The organism is Actinomadura physcomitrii, from assembly GCF_008923205.2.
In the GTDB taxonomy this organism is placed as follows: Bacteria; Actinomycetota; Actinomycetes; order Streptosporangiales; family Streptosporangiaceae; genus Spirillospora; species Spirillospora physcomitrii.
The window spans coordinates 65,294-83,425 of the sequence record NZ_WBMS02000020.1 but is presented as its reverse complement, the minus strand read 5'-3'; the positions used below and the strand labels follow the sequence as shown (position 1 = coordinate 83,425).

Genomic DNA, 18,132 nt, shown 5'->3' with positions numbered 1-18,132 from the left:
GCCGCATCGCGACCTCAGGCCTGCTTGGATCCCCCGGCTCCGGCGCCGGCCGCCCGCAGATCGTCCAGCAGCTCGGCCTGCCCGGACAGCACCCCGGTCAGGATCGCCCGGGCGACCGCCAGCAACTCCGCCACACGCGGGCTGGTCAACGAGTAGATCACCGTCGACCCCTCCTTGCGCGACACCACCAGACCGGCCCGCCGCAGCACCGCCAGCTGCTGCGAAAGGTGCGCCGGCTCGATCCCCACCTCGGGAAGCATCTCCGACACCGCGTGGTCGCGCTCGCTGAGCAGCTCCAGCACCCGGATCCGGGCCGGATGCCCCAACGTCTTGAAGAACTCCGCCTTCAACTGGTACAGCGGCGCGCTCACAGTGCCCCATCTCCCTTCACCGGCTCCGGGCCGGCACCGCCATCAGGCGGCCTGGTGCGGCGTGCCCGCCCGTCCGCCGAGGCCCGGTCGCCCGGCCCGTCCCACCGTCATGACCAATGCCCGGACATCCACCGAGCCCCACCGTACGCCGTGATGCACGAGCCTCAACGCCCGCGCCTGATCGACGCGCCGTCCGGAGTGCGCTCCGAACTGCCGACCTAGGCAATTGCTAACTTTAGAATAACGGAGACGTGCCGGAAAAGCCCGGTCTGTGTGGCGGTTCGGCGCACGGGCGCGACGTGCCGATGCGGGTCACGACGGGGGTGGAGGGGGCTTCAGTCGATGGTGTCTCGTTCCAGCAGGGTGATGCCGACGGCGACGCCGCGGAACGGGTCGCCGAGGGCGGGTGCGCGGGCGGCCTCCGCCTCGCGGGCCAGGCACAGGGCCAGCGGCCGGATCGCGGTGGCCTTGCGGGGCGCGAGCGGCTCCTGCTGAGCGAACACCGGGGCCGCGATCGCTTCGAGGCGGCTCACCGCCTGCTGCGCCCATGCGCTCGGTGCCGTGCCGCCGAGCGCGCGGCGTCCGTCGCGGATGCCGACGGCCAGGTCTCCGCGGGCTGCCCGGCGTGCTCGACCGGCTGGGCATCGACGCCGACGTCGTGGACGACGACTCCGTGCAGCGCGCCGACGTCGCGCGGGGACGCCTGGAGGTCGCGGACGAGTCGTACGGCACCGTCCTCCTTCCCGCGTGCACGGTGCTCGAAGGGGAGACGGCACGCAGGCTCGCCGTGTTCGCCGAGGCCGGCGGGCGCGTCGTCGCGGTCGGTCCGGCGCCGCGCCACGGCGTCGGCGACCCGGACGCCGACGCGGCGGTGGCGAGGCTCCGCGCCCTGGCGGCGTGCCGGACGCCGACGGCGTCGGCGCCGCCCTCACCGCCGACCGCCGCGTGGACGCACCGGCCGTCCACCCCGCGGTGGCCGCGACCATCGCGCGGCTCGAAGCCGCGCCCGCCGAGCCGTGGCGGCTGGCCTCGCGCGCGCCGTCAACCTGGACCCCGCCTACCTCGGCCGCCTGTTCGCGCAGTGCACCGGCTCGACGCCGAGGGGCTTCCTGGCCCGGCTTCGGGCCGAGCGTGCGGCGGCGCTGCTGGTGAACTCGCCCCTGCCCGCCGCCCGCGTCGGCGCCGCCGTCGGCTGGGACGACCCGACGTACTTCGCCCGGCGTTTCAGGACCCTCGTCGGACTGACCCCCACGGAATACAGAAGACGCAACAGACCCCCGAGATGACGACCTCGAGACGGCACCGCCGCAAGGCCGCCCGCCACCACCGCATACTGATCCGCGGCTGGAGCGGGCCCCGCGGCCGTCACCGCCCGGAGGACGAAGTCCCCTGGTCGTCAGGGCCGTGGCTGCGGAGCCCCGAGGAGGAAGCGTGCGGCGACGTCCGCGAGCTGGTCGGCGAAGGCGGCGTCGTCGGTGGCGGGCGCGACGAAGCCGGGACCGTAGGCGACCCGGATGGCCAGGGTCGAGAAGATGGTGTTGTAGCAGGTGCGGACGGCCTCTTCGGGGTCGTCGTGAGTGATGTGGTCGCGGTGCGTCAGCACGAGTGAGGCGAACTGGTCGCCGAGTGCTCGGGCGTTGACGCCGCCGCGCCGGCGGACTTCGGGGTGGGCGCCGGCGATCAGCACGATGTTTCCGAGGAAGCGGGCGTGCCGGGTGAAGATCCGGGCCATTTCCCGGATCGCCTCACCGACCGCACGGTGCGGCGGCAGGCCCGTCCAGCGGTCGGGGTCGTCGAAGACCGCTTGATCGGCTCGTATGCGGGATATGCCGTGTTCGTAGACGGCGAGGAAGAGGGCGTCCTTGGTGTCGGCGCGGGCGTAGATCGCCCGCGGTGCGACCTGTGCCCGTTCGCAGACGGCGGCGATGGTGAAGGCCTCGTAGCCGCCCTCCTCGATGATCGCCACGCCGGCGTCGAGGACCCGTGCCCACGCCTCGCGGCTGCGCCGCTGCTGCGGCGGCCGGATCGTCAGGTCGGCGGGCGGCTCGCGGGTGCTCATGGGCCTCATTCTGCTCGATCGGCTGACCAGGCGGTTCGCGGCGTCCGGCGCTTGACATCGGCGGCGGTCGGCTCCATTCTCCTATCAAACGGTAGTGCACACTACGGTTTCGTCGGCCGGATCCAGTGACCCTCCACTGCCCTTCCCCGGCCAGGGCCATCAGGCCGCGGCGGATCTGATCCGGCCCGCTCATCAAGGGAGAGCTCATGGAAGCCGTCTCGAGCAGGCGCGGGCGCGTCGCGGTGATCGGTGCCGGTCCCGCCGGGTTGGCGACCGCGCTGTCGGTGCATCAAGCGGGGCACGAGGTGGTGCTGTTCGAGCGGTACCCGCAGGCCCGTCCGGCCGGCAACATCCTCAACCTGTGGCCGCCGCCCATCAAGGCGCTCGGTCTGATGGGCGTGGACGTCGAGGACCTGGGCGCGCCCTGCCATTCGGAGTTTCGGCGGGTCGACGGGCGCCGGCGGGTGGCGATCGATCTGCCGGAGGACGTGGTCCGCGACTACGGCGGCGGGTTCATCGGCCTGCTGCGCCCGGAGCTGTACGAGCGCCTGCTGGCCGCTGTGCCGTCCGGGACGCTGCGGGTGAACAGCCGGGTGGAGCGTTTCGAGCAGGACGGGTCGGGCGTGCGGGTGCACCTGGACGGGGGCGAGGTGCACGAGGCCGACGTGCTGGTCGGCGCGGACGGCATCGACTCCATGGTGCGCCGCACGCTGTGGGGCGATTTCCCGAAACGGGAGCACAACCTGCACATCTTCGGCGGCTTCACCTTCGCCGAGGACGCCGGCGCCGATCGGGGCCTGTGCATCATTTCGCACGACCGCACGGTGCAGGGGTCCTGGACGTCCATCCGGCACAAGGGCCGCGACGGTTTCCAGTGGTGGGTGCTCACCGCCCACGACGGACGCACCGAGTTCACCGGCGACCTCCACGCGACCGCTACCAGGCTGGCCGAGGGATTCGCCGCGCCGCTGCCGCAGCTCATCGCGGCCACCGACCCGGGCAATGTGCAGCGCTGGGTGCTGCGGGACCGCAAACCGCTCAAGCAGTGGTCCAAGGGCCGCGTGACACTGGCCGGGGACGCCGCCCACTCCACCTCGCCGTACGCGGCCTACGGTGCGGGGATGGCGACCGAGGACGGCTACTTCCTGGGCCGGCGGCTGGCCGGAGTGGATCTGACCGACCCCGCCGCCGTGCGAACGGCGCTGCAGGCCTACGAGGAGCCCCGCAAACCCCACACCGCCCGCCAGTCCCAGCAGGCCTACATCCTCGGACAGCTGTTCCACCACGCGCCGCGTCCCCTGCAGGCGGTGCGCGACGCGATCCTGGACCACACCCCGCTGCTGCAGAAGGTCGTAGGAGAATCCTCGCCGAGGGAGATCCTCAAGCAGCTCGCCGAGATCGACACGGCGGAGCGCGCATTCGCCGCAACTCGCCGTCCGCGAACGGAACCGTGACCGTTTCCCAGTGCATCCGGGGCTTCGTTCAAGGGACGCGCCTATCGCGGCGTTGAGGACCTCGTGTCTTCCCTTAGGAGGAGGACCAGAATGGAATTGAGCGGCTTCGACCTCAATCTGCTGGTCGTCCTGGACACCCTGCTGCGCGAGCAGAACGTCACCCGGGCCGCCGAACGGCTGCATCTCTCCCAGCCCGCCGTCAGCACGGCCCTCGCCCGGTTGCGCAGGAACCTCGACGATCCCCTGCTGGTCAAGCACGGCCGGGCGCTGGTCCTCACGCCTCGGGCGCAGGCGCTGGCGGGGCCGGTGCGCGAGGTGCTGGCGACCGTCGAGCAGTCGGTCCTGCGGCCTCCGGGCTTCGATCCGTCCGCCGACGCCCGCACGTTCTCGCTGGTGGCCAGCGACTACGTGGGGATCATGCTGATCCGGCCGCTGCTCGCCCGGTTCGGTGCGCAGGCGCCCGGGCTGCGCGTCGACCTGAGCCCGCCGCCCCTGGGCTACCTGTCCGACCTGCAGCGCGACGAGATCGACGTCGCCGTGATCCCGGACCGCCTGGTCGGCCCCGGCGACCTGCCGGACTGCTCCAGCGCGACGGTGATCGAGGACCGCTTCGTGGGCGCCGTCTGGCGGGAGCATCCGCTGGCCGCGGCCGGCCGGCTGGCAACCGCGGACCTCGCCGGCCGGCCCTACCTGGCCTACGTGCCACCCGAGGGGACGAGCCTCGTCGAGGAGGAGCTGGACGGCCTGCAGATCACGCGCAACGTCGAGGCGGGGGCGAGCAGCTTCGCCGCGATGCCGTTCATGGTGACGGGGACGCCGCTGATCACCATCATCCCCGAGCGGCTGGCGTTGCGCGTCGCCGAGGCGGCGGAACTCGTCGTCCTGCCCTTGGAGTCGCCACTGCGCCCGCTCCGCCAGCTGGCCTACTGGCACGTCCGCCGGGACGGCGACCCGGGCCATGTGTGGCTGCGCGAACAGCTCTTCGCCGTCGCCCAGGCCCAGGCCCCCGGTGACCGATGATCCATACCTGCTATCAGTCACATCAATTTCTCAGAGCGGCGGCTCTGCTCCTAGCATCGCTGGAAATACATGGTGGAAACAATTCGGTTTTCTCCGCTACGCGGAACCGGCGCCGGAGAATGGCCGCATTCGGCGGTTTGACGGCGGGGAACGCCGCGCAGGCGGCCGGCCCGCCTCGACTGAGAAGGAAGGGTGATGACATGCAGGAGATCGCCAAGCTGGGGTACGTCGGCGTCAGGTCGCCCTCCTACGAGCAGTGGCGCACCTGGGCGCCCGACGTCTTCGCCTGCATGCTCGGCCCCGACGGCGACGACGGCGCCGTCCGGGTCAAGCTGGACGACTTCGACTACCGCCTGTCGATCCACCCCGGGGACGAGCATGAACTGGCCTATGTCGGCTGGGAGGTCCTGTCCCACCGGGATCTGGACTCCCTGGCCGCCAAGCTCGAGAAGGCCGGCGCGAACCCGCGGCGGGCGTCGCGTGAGCTCGCCGAGTCCCGCGGTGTGCTGGACCTGGTGACCTTCGAGGACCCTTTCGGGCAGCCGTACGAGGCGTACTGCTACCAGTCCGCCGACTACAGGCTCTGGGACCCGCCGCGGCCCCACGACGGCTTCGTCACCGGCGAGCAGGGCCTCGGGCACATCGTGTTCATCGTCCCGGACGCGCGCGAGGCGGTGGACTTCCATATCGACGTCCTGGGATTCAAGCCCAGCGACATCGTCCGGCTCAACGAGCCGCTCGGAGAGATGTGGTTCCTGCGGGCCAACCCGCGCCACCACAACGTGGCCTTCCTGGAGATGCCGGGCATGCTCGGGCTGCACCATGTCTACATCGAATGCCGGTCGCTGGACGACGTCGGCTATTCCTACTACGACGTCCTCGGAGGAGACGGGAACACCGACCTGCTGATGAAGCTGGGACGCCATGTCGGCGACCAGACCGTGTCCTACTACATCCACACCCCGGCCGGCTTCTTCATCGAGTACGGCTGGGACGGCCTGCCGATCAAGGAGTCCGATCCCCGTTCCGTGGAGTACGTGGATCTCCGCAAGGGCAAGAGGCCGGAGATGTGGGGCCATCACTTCACCATGCAGCCCAACGAGACCGTCCGCCCCTACAAGGCGCGCTGACCGTGCCGCACAAGGACTCGATTGTGAGATCGAACAACGCCAAGCGCCGCACTGGGGACGCTAAGTAAGCGAGTATTTGCTATCATCGCCTCATCGTGATCAAACGCATCCGCCTGATGGACCACACCACCGCCGATCACGGCGCCGCTGCCGCGCTTCCCGCCCCGCAGGACGTCCGTCCTGTCCGGACGGTGCTGTGCACCGCGTTGCCCGACGTCCTCCCCGGGCCCCGGTTCGCTGCGATCAGCCTCCAATGGTTCGCCGACGCCGCCCATCTGACGCGGTTCGCGTCGTGGCTCGCCTCACCGGACGGCGCCGCCGAACCGGGGAGCGGCCAGGTCGTCGTCGTCCGCGAGCACCCGCTGCGCGGCGCGGAATGGCTCGAGCGGCGGTGGCGGGAGGGCGGCGCGAGACTGAAGCACATGGCGATCGCCCGGCGCGCCGAGCACCTCACGCCGGACGAGTTCTCCGACCGGTGGCGCGACCGGGCGGGCCGCGTCGGCGCGGTGGCCATACCCGCACGCGCGCGGGGGCAGGCCTACGTGCAGAACCATCCGCTGCCGAAGAGCGAGGGCACCTGGCCCTTCGATGCCGTGAACGAGGTCTATTTCGACGACCTCGACGGGTTGCGCGAGCGCATCGCCTGGTTCGCCGAGCACGTCGACGGGACGGGCGAGGACGACCTGGTCGGGGAGCACTGGTTCGTCGCCGTCCGCGAGGAGGTGCTGTAACCGCCGGCCGTGGGATCCGGGCCGGGGTCAGGCGCCGGTTATGGGGCGTTTGGTCGGTGGCCGGCCCGTCGATCCGTCGGCGAACCCGGCGTACCGGCTGGTCAGTCCTCGCGGGTCGGCGACACCGGTCATGCGCGGCCCCCAGGCGACCATGCCTCCGTCGGCCCGGATCGCCTCCCCGGTCACGAACGCGCTGTCCGGCCCGGCGAGGTACAGCACGAGCCCGGCGATGTCCTCTGGCCGGCCGAGGTCGGGCCACGGTTGGAACAGCGGCATCCGCTCGCGGATCGAGGCCTCGTCCTTTCCCATCACCAGCGGAGTGTTGACGAGGCCCGGGCACACGGCGTTCACCCGGATGCGGTGCGCGGCCAACTCGACGGCGGCGTTGGCGGTGAAGTTGATGACGGCCGCCTTGGCCGCCGAGTACGCGGTCGGCCCGCCACCGCCGCCGAGGCCCGCCACGGACGCGTTGTTGACGATCGTCCCGCCGCCGCCCTGCGCGATCATCGCCCGCGCCGCGTGCTTGGTCCCGAGGAACATCCCGCGGCTGATCACCGCGAAGGTCCGGTCCCAGTCGGCGGCGTCGATCTCCGTCAGCGGGCCGAACGCGCCGCCCACACCGGCGTTGTTGAACATGACGTCGAGCCGGCCGAAGCGGTCGACCGCGGCGCCGACGAGCGCCGCGATCTGGTCCTCGTCGCAGACGTCCGTGGGGACGAAGCCGACCCGGGACCGATCGGCCTCGTCGAGAAGCCGTTCCGCGTTCTCCGCGTTCAGGTCGCCGAAGACCACGCGGGCGCCCGCTTCGAGGAAGCGGAGCACCGCCGCCCGGCCGATCCCGCCGGCGCCGCCCGTCACCACGACGACCTGCCCGTCTTCAGCGTCCACGATGGTCCACCGTCCCAGGGGTTCGAGGGTGCGGCATGCTGTGCACCGGCGCTGCCGGGCGCTGGCGGACGGCGGAGGCCGCGCGGCGGACCCCGGCCCTGTACTCGGCGATCAGGGCGTCCTCCGTCTCGTAGTCGAAGCGATCGGTGAAGGACGGGTACGCGGCCGCGTCGAAATCGGGCTGCGTCTCGTACCAGGCGAGCACGTCCTCCAGCGCCTCGATCGGGTCGACGGCGGGCCGGTAGCCCAGTTCGCGCCGCGCCTTCTCGGTGCTCAGGACGCAATGGGCCGCCGTCGTGCCGCCCAGCGGGAGCAGGGTGGTCGCGGCCTCGACGGCGATCTCTCCGGGCACCGCCACCATCTCCAGGTCGGCTCCCAGCAGGCGCACGATCGTCTCGGCCCACTCGCGCAGGGACCAGTTCGCCGGGTCCCCGCAGTTGTAGACCTGTCCGGCGGCGCTGTCCGGCCGGTCGATCGCCGCCAGCACGAACGCGGCCGCGTTGCGCGCGGCGCACCGCGTGTGGATCTGGAGGCCGCCGTCGGGAAGGATCATGTGGCGGCGGCCGTCGCGGACGCGCCGCACCACCGACCATTCGTGCGGCCGGGCGTTGTTGGGCCCGTAGAGCATGGGGAAGCGCAGGACCGTCGCCTCCGGGTGGTGGGTGAACAGCGCCTTCTCCGCCTCCGCCAGCCTGAGGGAGAACCGCGCGGCCGGACCGGCGGAGGCGTCGTCGGCGACCGGGTGGTCCTCGGTGACGGGGACCGGCAGGTGCCCGCACCCGTCGCCGGGGAAGTACCCGCGGTAGATCGGCACCCCGCTGATGCCGACCACGCGGCCGCACCGGCCGGCCAGCGCCGCGGCCAGGTGCCTCAGCCGCCCGTACATGGCGATGACGAGGTCGAACCGGCGCGACCCGAGAGCGTCGTCGATCGACGCGCGAAAGTGGGGGTCGCCGTGGATGTGCTCGACACCGGCGAGCTCCGGCGGCTCATGGGCGCCGCGGTGGAAGATCGTGGTGTCGTGGCCGCGCTCCAGCAGCCCCCGCACGACGTGCGGGCCCGTCGGTCCGGTCCCTCCCACCACCAGCACCCGCATCGCGTCCATCCCCGATTCAGCGCCCGACCGGGCGGGACGAAGGCGCTTGCCGAGCACGCCCTAGAGCTTGTACAGCTTGGCGGCGTTGCCGCCCATGACCTTGCGCTGCGACTCGGGCCGGAGGGTGGCGATCTTCTCGGTCACCTTCTCGACCGGGTCGGGATGCAGGCAGGTGGGGTGCGGGAAGTCGGTCTCGAACATGACGTTGTCCTCGCCGACCGCGTCGATCAGATGCTGCAGGTCACCGCGGCCGGTCTCGAACCAGAACGTCGCGTACCAGTTGTCGCGGAAGTACTCCGACGGGAGCTTCTGCAGCTTGTCGAACCACTCCGGGGCGTTCTCCTCGAGCTCGTAGTCCATCGCTTCGAGCATGAAGGGCACCCACCCGATGCCGCTTTCGACGGAGACCATCTTGAGGTTCGGGTGGCGGTCGAACATCCCCGAGTACGCGCTGTTGAGCAGCAGCCGCGAGTTGTTCTGGAACAGGGACGCGCCGCCGATGGCCGGCTTCACGTAGTCGTCCTGGCTGGGCCAGTAGGTGGTGCCGAAGTAGGAGAGGGCCGTCTGGCTCGCGCCGATGTGGAAGTGGACGGGCAGATTGAGGCCGGCGCACGCCTCCCAGAACGGGTCCCATGCCGGGTCGCCCAGGTCGGGGGAGCCGGAGTCCTGCGGGTCGGCCGTCATGTTGACCCCCCGGAAGCCCATCTCGGCGCACCGCTTCGCCTCGCGCACGCACGCCTCGATGTCCCACGCGGGCATGATCGGCATGGGCAGCAGCCGGTTCCCCGACTCCTCCTGCACTTCCGCCATGGCCTCGTTGTACAGCTGCAGGCAGAGCCGGACGGCCGTCTTGTCCTTGACGGAGTTGTACAGGTTCTGGCCGCCGATACCGATGGAGTTGGGGTAGAGCACCTGCGCGTCGATACCGAGGTCGTCCAGCAGGCGGACCCGTTCCCTGGTGTCCCACGCCGCCGGGTGGACGTCGTCGATGCCCCAGGACCCGCCCTGGGAGGTCCGGAAGGGATGCTTCTTGCCCTCGGGGTCGATGGTGCCGCCGGATCCCGCCTTTCCGAACGTCTTGCCCTCGAGCACCCACATGTCCACCCCGTCGATCCGTACGACGTGGGGGACCTTGTCCTCATACCCCTTGGGTGCCCGCTCGGTGAACAGGTCGTGCCGCTCGGTCAGGTGGGCGTCCGCGTCAATGACCCGGACACCTTCGGCCAGCTTCACCATCTTCTCCTCCAAAGGCGGCGGAACTCCACGGGCTCTCGCCCTCACCCTAGCGATCCGCACTTGATTAGTAAATGTTCACTCTGATTGATCGTAGTCGCCCTCCGTGTCTCCTGAGGCGGAGGCATTGCGGAGTGAGTAATTACTGACTACGCTCCAGCCCAGGTCGGGGATGTGGTCCGGCCGGCACGCCCGGGCCCTTGCTCTCTGGAGTGACATGCGCATTAGTCATCGGTTCACGGCCGCGCTCGCGGCGGTCTCGCTGGCCGGCTCGGGGTGCGGACTGGCCGGGGGAGGCGGGGCGGACGGCGACGGTCCGATCAAGCTGGGCATCATGGCGGGGCTGCAGACCAGCTCCTACTCCCATCCCTGGGTACCGCAGGGGGCCAAGATCGCGGCCGCGGCGATCAACGGCGCGGGCGGGATCGGCGGACGCAAGGTGGAGGTCGTCGTCTGCGACGACAAGGGCACCCCGCAGGGTGCCGCGCTGTGTGCGCAGAAGCTGCTGACGCAGGACAGGGTCCTGATGATGGTGGGCGACGACGGCAACATGGAGGCGGGCCTCGTCCCGGCTCTCAAGGCCGCCAAGAGCATCTCGTGGGCCAGCCTCGGGTCGAGCCTGGACTCGCTGAAGAACGATCGCGTCTACGTGCTGCAGCCGGTGCTGGTGCAGTACTGGATCGTGCCGCAGATGCTCCCGCCGACCACCAGGAAGGTCGCGTACGTGTCCTCGGACAGCGTCATCGCCCAGGAGAGCCGGAAGCGCGCGACCACCTACTACCCCAAGTCGATCGGGGTCAGTTCGGTGACGCTGCCCGCGACCACCGCCGACTTCCAGCCCACCTGCCTCAAGATCAAGGAGACGGGCGCGGACACCGCCGTGCTCGCGATCAGCGCGGGCCAGAGTCCGTCGCTGATCCAGGCCTGCCATCAGGTCGGCCTCACCCGGCTCCGCTGGGTGATCCCCAGCATCGAGGTCTCGCCGCAGGTGGTGAGGACGCTGACGGATCTGCGGCAGCCCAACCTCGGAGTCCTGGCCTACGGCGGAACCGTGCGCAAGGAGTTCGAGGCCGACATCGCGAAGTACGGGCCGAAGGTGGGCGGCATCACCAACCCCATCGCCGACGGCGCGCTGAACGCCTGGCTCGGGATGAAGCTGCTCACGAAGATCATCCCGGCGGCGGGCGGGCCGGACGCGGAGAAGATCAAAGCCTGGCTGGACGGGCAGAAGGCGTTCGACACCATGGGCGCGACGGCTCCGATCGACTTCACCGCGACGCCGGTGCCCGCGATGCCGCGGATCAAGAACACCTCGGCGACCAAGGGCGTGTACGAGAACGGCGAGCCGGTGGTGACCGAGCCCAAGCCTTACACCATCAAGACTCCTTAGCCCTCCGGCAGTCCCCTGGGGGCGCGACCCGCGAAGCGCCGTTACCGCAGGCGGCGCCGCCCATTGCAGAGTGAGTGGTTACTATCTAGGCTCGTTGGCGAGCGCAGGCGCCGGCCGCCACCGGCCCGGAGCCGTTCACCTTGACCATCCCTAACCGACCGTCCGTCCAGTCGCCGACGGCCGACGGCCGACGAGGAGGAGACCGTGGACAGGGAAGCACTCGAGCGCAGTCTCGCGCGCCGCTTGCTGCACCACATCGAGAACCGCACCACCGATCTCGCCGACGACGTGATGGAGCTGTCGACCGACATCTACTCGGCGGAGCACCATGCCAGGGAGGTCGAGGTCCTGTTCCGGAACCATCCGCAGGTCCTCTGCCTGTCGGGCGCGCTCCCCGGGCCCGGGACGTTCCGCACCGTCGACATCTGCGGCACGCCGATCCTGCTGACCAGGGACGAGCAGGGGAAGGTGCACGCGCTGGCGAACGCCTGCCGGCACCGGGGCGTGCGGGTCGCCGACGGCGGCGGGCAGGCGAAGAAGTTCACCTGCCCCTTCCACTCCTGGACCTACGACCTTCAGGGTCGGCTGACCCGCGTCCCCGTCGACGACGCCTTCGCCGGCATGTGCAAGGAGGACAAAGGGCTGGTGGAACTGCCGGTCGCCGAGGGTTACGGGCTGGTCATCGGCCGCCTGCGCCCCGGCGGCCCCCCGCTCGACCTCGACGGGTTCCTCGGCCCGGGGCTCATCGACGAGTTCGCCATGCTCGACTTCGCCGACTGGGAGCCGTTCAGCGACCCGCACGTCCACCCGGTCAAGGCCAACTGGAAGGTCACCCTGGACACCTTCCGCGAGAACTACCACTTCAACTACCTGCACCGGACGACGCTCGCGGCGTACGCCTACGGCGGGGTCCTGACCTTCGACGCCTTCGGTCCGCACCTGCGCAACTGCTCGGCGCTGCGGTCCATCGACGTGCTGCGGGGCAAGCCGGAGAGCGAATGGGGCGACGTGACGGCGCACTTCAGCTACCAGTACGCGCTGTTCCCCAACACCCAGCTGACCTTCGACAGCCGGCACGTGGAGCTGTGGCAGATCCTGCCGGTCGACGAGGCGACGTCGGAGGTCGTGCACACCTCGTACATGCGGCCCGGGCTCAGCGAGGAGGAGCGGAAGAAGTTCGTCGAGCAGGCGCCGTGGATCTGCGAGACGGTCGTCGACGGCGAGGACTTCTGGGTCGCCGGCCGTACCGAGCCCGGCGTCCGCACCGGACTGCTCGACACGGTCGTCTTCGGCCGCAACGAGCCCGCGCCCCAGCACCTGCACCGCGGGTTCGCCGCGGCGCTCGCCGCGGCGGGCACGTCCCGGGACGAAGCGGAGGCCGGGCGATGACCGGTGACGGCGCCGCGCCGGCGCTGGAGGTGCGCGGGCTGACCGCCGGCTACGGCGGCATGGCCGTCGTCCATGACGTGACGCTCTCGGTCGGGCACGGCGAGATCGTCGGGCTGCTCGGCCGCAACGGCGCCGGGAAGACGACCACGCTGATGGCCATCGCCGGTTTCCTCGGCAAGCACGAGGGCGAGGTGCGGGTCGACGGGACGCCGCTGCGCGGTCCCGCGCACAAGCGCAGCCGCGGCCGGGTGGGGATCCTCCTGGAGGGGCGGAGCGTCTTCCCGTCGCTGACGACGCGGCAGAACCTCGACCTGGCCAGCGTCGACCCGGACGTGGCGACCGAGATGTTCCCCGAGCTGAAGCCGAAGCTGCGGCTGCGCGCCGGGGTGCTCAGCGGAGGCGAGCAGCAGATGCTGGCGCTGGCCCGCACGGTGGGCCGGCACCCGTCCGCCATCCTGATCGACGAGCTGTCGTTCGGTTTGGCGCCGACGGTCTGCGAGCGGCTGCTGTCGCGGCTGCGGTCGGTGGCCGAGTCGACGGGCGCCGGGATCCTGCTCGTCGAGCAGGGCGTGCACTACGCCGCCGGCGTGGCGGACCGCGTCCTGATCATGAACGAGGGCCTGATCCGGGCCGAGATGCCCGGGGCGGAGCTGATCGCCCGCGAGGAGGAGATCGAACGGATCTACCTGGGCGGCCTCGACGACGCCGCCTGAGCGGAGAGCACCGAAGCCAAGCGCTCGGCGGGAACCCGGATGGTGACCGGGTTCCCGCCGAGCGCTTTACGGTGCCTTTCTTCAGGGTCCGTCAGTGCCGTTCGGGTTCGGGCACCTGCTCGGCGGGAGTCAGGCGGCCCAGGTACGCGTCGCGGACGGCCTGCTCGCGCAGCACCTCGGCGGGCGGACCGGACGAGAGCACCTCGCCGTTGTGCAAGACGATCACGTGGTCGCACGTCGCCGCGACGACGTCGATGTTGTGCTCGACCAGCAGCACCGCCGCGCCGAGCTGGTCGGCGAGGGCCCGGAACAGCTCGCCCGCGGTGCGGCGCTCGGCCCCGTTCAGCCCGGCCGCCGGCTCGTCCAGCAGGACGACCGCCGGCTGCTGGGCGACGAGCCGGGCGATGGCGACCATCCGGCGGCGGCCCTGCGGCAGGTCCGCGACGACCGTGTCGAGGTCGCGCTCCAGGTCCAGCAGCACGACCGCCGCGCGGGCGGCCTCGTTCAGCGTGCCGCGGCGCGGGCGGACCAGGTCGCGCAGGTAGGCCGCGCGGCCCCGGCCGTCCAGCCCGGTGAGGATGTTCTCGCGGACCGACAGGTCGTCGAACAGCTCCAGGTTCTGGAACGTCCGGCCCATGCCGAGCCGGGCGCGGGCGTGCGCCTTCAGCCGGCCGACGTCGCGGCCGCGCAGCTCGATCGCGCCCAGGGCCGAGGGGGCGAAGCCGGTCAGCGCGTCGAGCAGGGTCGTCTTGCCGGCGCCGTTCGGCCCGACCACGCCGACCACCTTGCCCGCGGCGAGCTCCAGCGAGACGTCCTTCACCGCCACGATGCCGCCGTAGGTCACCCGGACGTCGCGGGCGGCCAGGACCGTCGAGCCGGGTTCGACGCCCGACACGTGCGGCAGCGTCACCGGGGCCTCGGCCGGCTTCGATGCGTCCGGCTCCGCCGCCGCGGGCTCGGCCCGCCCGCTTTCCGCACGGGCGGTGTCGGGACGGTCGCGCCGGGCGCGCGCGCCGACCGGCAGCGCGGACGCGAGGAGCCGGCCGGTCCGGTCCTTCAGCGAGGACATGTGCAGGATCACGCCGTCCGGCATCCGGATCATCATGTCCATGACGAACAGGCCGGAGAAGATGGCGAGCCAGGCGTCGATCGTCGTCAGGTCCAGCACGTTGCTGACGAAGTTGGCGAACAGCCCGCCCTGGGAGGTGACGGCGGCGAACACGGCGCCCGCCACGAAGCCGACGCCGCCGACCACGGTGAAGGCCAGCGTCGTGATCGAGTTGAACACGCCGTAGCCGGTGAAGTCGGCGATGGTGAACCGGAACGCCGACAGCGCGCCCGCCAGGCCGGCCAGTGCGGCCGAGGTGGCGAACGCGCCCAGCTTGGCGCCGGCGACCGAGACGCCGACCGACGCCGCGCCCCGCTCGTTGGCCCGCACCGCCAGGTACCGGCGGCCGGACTCGCCGCGCCGCACGTTGAGCACCGCCACCGCCGCGATCGCGAGGACCACCACGCACACGACGGCGTAGCGGCTCGGATAGGCCGACGGGTTGAGGTCGAGCCCGAGCAGGGTGGGGCTCTCCACCACCATGCCGTCACTGCCGCCGGTCATCGAGGGCTGCAGCAGGATCAGGTTCTCCACCGCCAGCGAGAGGCCGAGCGTGATGATCGCGAGGTTGACCCCGCGCACCCGCACCGCCGGGCCGCCGATCAGCAGGCCGAGCAGGACCGCCGCAAGCGTGCCGGCCAGCAGGCAGAGCAGGAAGGGCAGGTGCAGGTCGCTGCTGGCACGTGCGGCGACGAACGAGCCGAACCCGGCCAGCGCCGCGCACGCCACGCTGATCTGCCCCGCGTATCCGGTGACGACGAGGACCGACAGCGCCAGCAGCCCGAACACGGTCGTGTTGATCATCGCTGATCCCCAGGTGGGGGACGAGCCCGCGATGACCAGGCCCACGACGGCCGCGACCACCAGCGACACCGGCTTGACCCGTCCGGCGCTCACCCGGGGCAGCCGCCGGAGGAGTACCTCGCCGCGGCCGGGCAGCGCGGTCCCGCCCAGCACCACGACGACGATGATCACCGCGAACGGCACAGAGGAGATGACACCGCTGTTGATCTCGTACTTGCGCATCAGCGACTCTGCGACGCCGAGCGCCAGCCCGACCCCGATGGTGGGCCAGATGCCCGTGAACCGTCCGACGAGCGCGGCCGCCATGGCCGGGATGACCAGCAGCGTCAGCGTGCTCGGCGTGAGACCGGTGATGGGGATGAGCAGGATGCCGCCGAACGCCGCCATGGCGCCGCCGAGCGCCCAGGTGGTGATGCCCGTCGGCAGCGGGGAGACCCCGATGGCCGCGGCGGCCTGCGGGTTCTCCCACAGCGCGGTGGCCCGCATGCCGAGCCTGGTGCGGCGGAACAGGAGCGTCAGCCCGATCCCGAGCGCGATCGTGATGAGCAGGATCGCCAGCGTGTCGTAGGTCATGAAGGCGCCGAAGACGGTCACCTTGCCGTCGCCGAACAGCGGCTTGAGCAGGTGCGGCTGGGTGCCGTAGATCTTCACGGCCGCGCTCTGCAGCAGCAGCATGAACCCGAGCGTGGCCACGACCTTCGCCATCTCGGAGGAGCTGTGCAGGAAGCGCACGACCAGCAGGTAGAAGGCCACCCCCAGCGCGGTTCCGACCAGTACGCCGATGACCACCGCGGGCACCACCGGCAGGGAGCCGTCGCCCTCCTTGTACAGGTCCCAGAAGACATAGCTCGCGGCCATGCCGATGGCGCCCTGGGAGAAGTTGAGGATCCCCGAGCCGCGGTAGACCGCGACGATACCGAGGGCTACCAGCGCGTACGCGCCGCCTCCCGCCAGACCGACCAAGGCGAATTGCCATAGTTCCGACAATGTGGTTCCTCTCAGCGCCGTGTCAGCTCAGGCGGTGTAGTTCAGGCCGTGCCGATTCAGGCCGTGCCAGCTCAAGCCGTGCCAGCTCAAGCCGTGTCAGCTCAAGCCGTGTCAGCTCAAGCCGTGTCAGCTCAAGCCGTGTCAGCTCATGCGGTGTCGATCCAGACGGACTTGACGTTGAGGTACTCGTCCAGCGAGTCCCCTCCCATCTCCCGGCCGTATCCGCTGCTCTTGTAGCCGCCGAACGGGACGGCGGGATCCATGAGCAGCATCGTGTTGACCCAGACCGTTCCGGTCTGGAGCTCCTGCGCCAGCCGGTGCGCCTTGCCCACGTCGCGGGTCCAGATGCCGCCCGCGAGCCCGTACTCGGTGTCGTTCGAGCGGGCGGCCACCTCCTCCAGGGAGTCGAACGGCAGCACGCACGCGACGGGACCGAAGATCTCCTCGCGGGCCACCCGCATGTCGTCGCGCACGTCCGCGAAGACGGTGGGGGCCACGAAGTACCCGTTGGCCAGCTCGCCCGTCTCGACCCGGTGCCCGCCCGCGGTGGTGCGCACGCCCTCCTCGCGCGCGATGCCGAGGTAGCCGGTGACGCGCTCGAGCTGCACCGCCGACACCAGCGGCCCGATCTTGGTCTCCGGGTCGAGGCTGTTGCCGACCTTCAGCTTCTTGGCGAACTCCGAGGCGCCGTCGACGAACTCGTCGTAGACGGGACGTTCGACGAAGATGCGCGTCCCCGCGCAGCACACCTGGCCCGAGTTGTAGAACACCCCCATGGCCGCGCCGGGGATCGCCTTGGCCAGGTCGGCGTCGGCGAAGACCACGTCGGGGGACTTGCCGCCGAGCTCCAGCGACAGCCGCTTCAGGTTCCCCGCGGACGCCCGGACGATCCGGCGCCCGGTCTCGGTGGACCCGGTGAAGGCCACCTTGTCGACGCCGGGGTGCCCGGTGAGCGCCGCGCCGACCCCCTCGCCGTGGCCGGTGACGATGTTGACGACGCCCTCGGGCAGGCCGATGCCGAGCAGCAGTTCGCCGAGGCGGAGGGCGACCAGGCTCGCCTCCTCGGCCGGTTTGAGCACCATCGTGCAGCCGGTGGCGAGCACCGGCGCGATCTTCCAGACGGCGTTGCTGATCGGCCGGTTCCACGGGACGATCGCGGCGACGACGCCGACCGGCTCCTTGAGGGTGTAGCTGAGCACCGAGCCCGGCAGCGAGTTCGGCAGGGTCTCGCCGTGGATCTTCGTGGCCCAGCCGGCGTAGTACCGCAGCACCTCCGCCTCCCAGGCCGCGCGGGGGGTGGAGCGGGTGCGGCCGACCGGGAGTCCCATGTCGACGGCTTCCAGGACGCGGAGCTCCTCGTAGTGCTCCTGCAGGGCGTCGGCGAACGCCCACAGCAGGTCCTGCCGGTCCCGGGGCTTGGTCCGCCGCCAGGGGCCCTCGAACGCCGCGCGGGCCGCGGCGACCGCGCGGTCGGCGTCCGCCGGCCCGGCCTCGGCCAGCTCGGCGATCACCTCGCCGGTCGAGGGGTTCACGCTCGGGAACGTTCCGCCGCCGGCCGCGTCCACCCACTCCCCGCCGATCAGCAGCCTCTTGGGGCGGCCGTCGAGGATGGCCGGTGCCGGCGGGCCGGTGGGGGAGAGCGTCGACATGGATACTCCTCGTCAGATCGGCAGGGACGGGGCCGCGCCGGAGCCCTCGACGCCGCCTGGACGGGCGGCTTCCGGGCGGGTGACCTCCATGTTTCGACACTGTAGCGACG

Annotated in this window: 17 protein-coding genes; 8 read left to right on the top strand and 9 right to left on the bottom strand. The window is 71.1% G+C overall.

The features are described 5' to 3' along the window. Positions 1-14 precede the first annotated feature (14 nt). From F8568_RS24880 to F8568_RS50585, 3 genes are all read right to left on the bottom strand, one after another. The gene (locus F8568_RS24880; protein WP_151596106.1) at positions 15-371 is read right to left on the bottom strand and encodes an ArsR/SmtB family transcription factor; all 357 of its coding nucleotides are present in this window, start codon (positions 369-371) and stop codon (positions 15-17) included. A gap of 335 nt (positions 372-706) precedes the next feature. Further along, positions 707-904: a hypothetical protein gene (locus tag F8568_RS50590; RefSeq protein ID WP_151596105.1), complete on the bottom strand. Its 198-nt coding sequence runs from the start codon at positions 902-904 to the stop codon at positions 707-709. Continuing rightward, positions 901-1,212, bottom strand: coding sequence for a hypothetical protein (locus tag F8568_RS50585; protein WP_151596104.1), 312 nt, complete (start codon positions 1,210-1,212; stop codon positions 901-903). The genes F8568_RS50590 and F8568_RS50585 overlap by 4 nt, the downstream gene beginning before the upstream one ends. Positions 1,213-1,387: 175 nt before the next feature. On the opposite strand from F8568_RS50585, the gene F8568_RS50580 reads away from it, so the two are divergent. Continuing rightward, complete coding sequence (locus F8568_RS50580) at positions 1,388-1,657, top strand: helix-turn-helix domain-containing protein (protein ID WP_202125305.1); 270 nt, start codon at positions 1,388-1,390, stop codon at positions 1,655-1,657. A 110-nt stretch (positions 1,658-1,767) separates the two neighbouring features. Here F8568_RS50580 and F8568_RS24860 read toward each other — a convergent pair whose 3' ends face one another. Continuing rightward, on the bottom strand, positions 1,768-2,430 hold the full coding sequence (locus F8568_RS24860) for a TetR/AcrR family transcriptional regulator (RefSeq protein ID WP_151596103.1): 663 nt from the start codon (positions 2,428-2,430) through the stop codon (positions 1,768-1,770). A gap of 206 nt (positions 2,431-2,636) precedes the next feature. On the opposite strand from F8568_RS24860, the gene F8568_RS24855 reads away from it, so the two are divergent. The 4 genes from F8568_RS24855 to F8568_RS24840 all read left to right on the top strand — a co-directional run bounded on the left by F8568_RS24855 (position 2,637) and on the right by F8568_RS24840 (position 6,765). After that, positions 2,637-3,884, top strand: a complete 1,248-nt coding sequence (locus F8568_RS24855) for an FAD-dependent oxidoreductase (RefSeq protein ID WP_151596102.1) — start codon at positions 2,637-2,639, stop codon at positions 3,882-3,884. Between the two features lie 90 nt (positions 3,885-3,974). Then, on the top strand, positions 3,975-4,904 hold the full coding sequence (locus F8568_RS24850) for a LysR family transcriptional regulator (protein ID WP_151596101.1): 930 nt from the start codon (positions 3,975-3,977) through the stop codon (positions 4,902-4,904). A gap of 200 nt (positions 4,905-5,104) precedes the next feature. Beyond that, positions 5,105-6,034, top strand: coding sequence for a VOC family protein (locus tag F8568_RS24845; protein WP_160573744.1), 930 nt, complete (start codon positions 5,105-5,107; stop codon positions 6,032-6,034). 95 nt (positions 6,035-6,129) lie between these two features. Next, positions 6,130-6,765 (top strand): EthD domain-containing protein, encoded by a 636-nt coding sequence (locus F8568_RS24840; protein ID WP_160573743.1) that lies wholly within the window; start codon positions 6,130-6,132, stop codon positions 6,763-6,765. 27 nt (positions 6,766-6,792) lie between these two features. Here the strand turns inward: F8568_RS24840 and F8568_RS24835 are convergent, their stop codons facing one another. Genes F8568_RS24835 through F8568_RS24825 form a run of 3 tightly spaced genes read right to left on the bottom strand, consistent with a single transcriptional unit; the run spans position 6,793 to position 9,985 of the window. Further along, complete coding sequence (locus F8568_RS24835; protein ID WP_202125304.1) at positions 6,793-7,653, bottom strand: SDR family NAD(P)-dependent oxidoreductase; 861 nt, start codon at positions 7,651-7,653, stop codon at positions 6,793-6,795. Beyond that, positions 7,643-8,806 carry an NAD-dependent epimerase/dehydratase family protein gene (locus F8568_RS24830; RefSeq protein WP_202125303.1) on the bottom strand — a complete coding sequence of 388 codons (1,164 nt, stop codon included), beginning with the start codon at positions 8,804-8,806 and terminating at the stop codon, positions 7,643-7,645. Before F8568_RS24830 ends, F8568_RS24835 begins: the two co-directional genes overlap by 11 nt. A 3-nt stretch (positions 8,807-8,809) precedes the next feature. Further along, positions 8,810-9,985, bottom strand: coding sequence for an amidohydrolase family protein (locus F8568_RS24825; protein ID WP_151596098.1), 1,176 nt, complete (start codon positions 9,983-9,985; stop codon positions 8,810-8,812). A gap of 214 nt (positions 9,986-10,199) precedes the next feature. Here F8568_RS24825 and F8568_RS24820 point away from each other — a divergent pair, with 214 nt between their 5' ends. The 3 genes from F8568_RS24820 (at position 10,200) to F8568_RS24810 (ending at position 13,474) form a co-directional block, all read left to right on the top strand. Next, positions 10,200-11,372, top strand: a complete 1,173-nt coding sequence (locus tag F8568_RS24820) for an ABC transporter substrate-binding protein (protein ID WP_151596097.1) — start codon at positions 10,200-10,202, stop codon at positions 11,370-11,372. A 204-nt stretch (positions 11,373-11,576) separates the two neighbouring features. Further along, the gene (locus F8568_RS24815) at positions 11,577-12,761 is read left to right on the top strand and encodes an aromatic ring-hydroxylating oxygenase subunit alpha (protein WP_151596096.1); all 1,185 of its coding nucleotides are present in this window, start codon (positions 11,577-11,579) and stop codon (positions 12,759-12,761) included. Beyond that, entirely contained in the window at positions 12,758-13,474 is a 717-nt protein-coding gene (locus F8568_RS24810) for an ABC transporter ATP-binding protein (RefSeq protein WP_151596095.1), read from the top strand. Before F8568_RS24815 ends, F8568_RS24810 begins: the two co-directional genes overlap by 4 nt. A 91-nt stretch (positions 13,475-13,565) precedes the next feature. On the opposite strand, the gene F8568_RS24805 is transcribed toward F8568_RS24810, so the two are convergent. Together F8568_RS24805 and F8568_RS24800 are read right to left on the bottom strand one after the other, a co-directional pair. After that, positions 13,566-16,349 carry a branched-chain amino acid ABC transporter permease/ATP-binding protein gene (locus F8568_RS24805; RefSeq protein WP_202125302.1) on the bottom strand — a complete coding sequence of 928 codons (2,784 nt, stop codon included), beginning with the start codon at positions 16,347-16,349 and terminating at the stop codon, positions 13,566-13,568. 170 nt (positions 16,350-16,519) lie between these two features. Continuing rightward, complete coding sequence (locus F8568_RS24800; protein ID WP_151596093.1) at positions 16,520-18,022, bottom strand: aldehyde dehydrogenase family protein; 1,503 nt, start codon at positions 18,020-18,022, stop codon at positions 16,520-16,522. Positions 18,023-18,132 lie beyond the last annotated feature (110 nt).

Excerpts from the sequence above, each read along its gene's own strand:
- F8568_RS24860 (WP_151596103.1), bottom strand. The coding sequence starts at position 2,430 with ATGAGCACCCGCGAGCCGCCCGCCGACCTGACGATCCGGCCGCCGCAG.
- F8568_RS24855 (WP_151596102.1), top strand. The coding sequence starts at position 2,637 with ATGGAAGCCGTCTCGAGCAGGCGCGGGCGCGTCGCGGTGATCGGTGCC.
- F8568_RS24850 (WP_151596101.1), top strand. The coding sequence starts at position 3,975 with ATGGAATTGAGCGGCTTCGACCTCAATCTGCTGGTCGTCCTGGACACC.
- F8568_RS24845 (WP_160573744.1), top strand. The coding sequence starts at position 5,105 with ATGCAGGAGATCGCCAAGCTGGGGTACGTCGGCGTCAGGTCGCCCTCC.
- F8568_RS24825 (WP_151596098.1), bottom strand. The coding sequence starts at position 9,985 with ATGGTGAAGCTGGCCGAAGGTGTCCGGGTCATTGACGCGGACGCCCAC.
- F8568_RS24820 (WP_151596097.1), top strand. The coding sequence starts at position 10,200 with ATGCGCATTAGTCATCGGTTCACGGCCGCGCTCGCGGCGGTCTCGCTG.
- F8568_RS24810 (WP_151596095.1), top strand. The coding sequence starts at position 12,758 with ATGACCGGTGACGGCGCCGCGCCGGCGCTGGAGGTGCGCGGGCTGACC.
- F8568_RS24800 (WP_151596093.1), bottom strand. The coding sequence starts at position 18,022 with ATGTCGACGCTCTCCCCCACCGGCCCGCCGGCACCGGCCATCCTCGAC.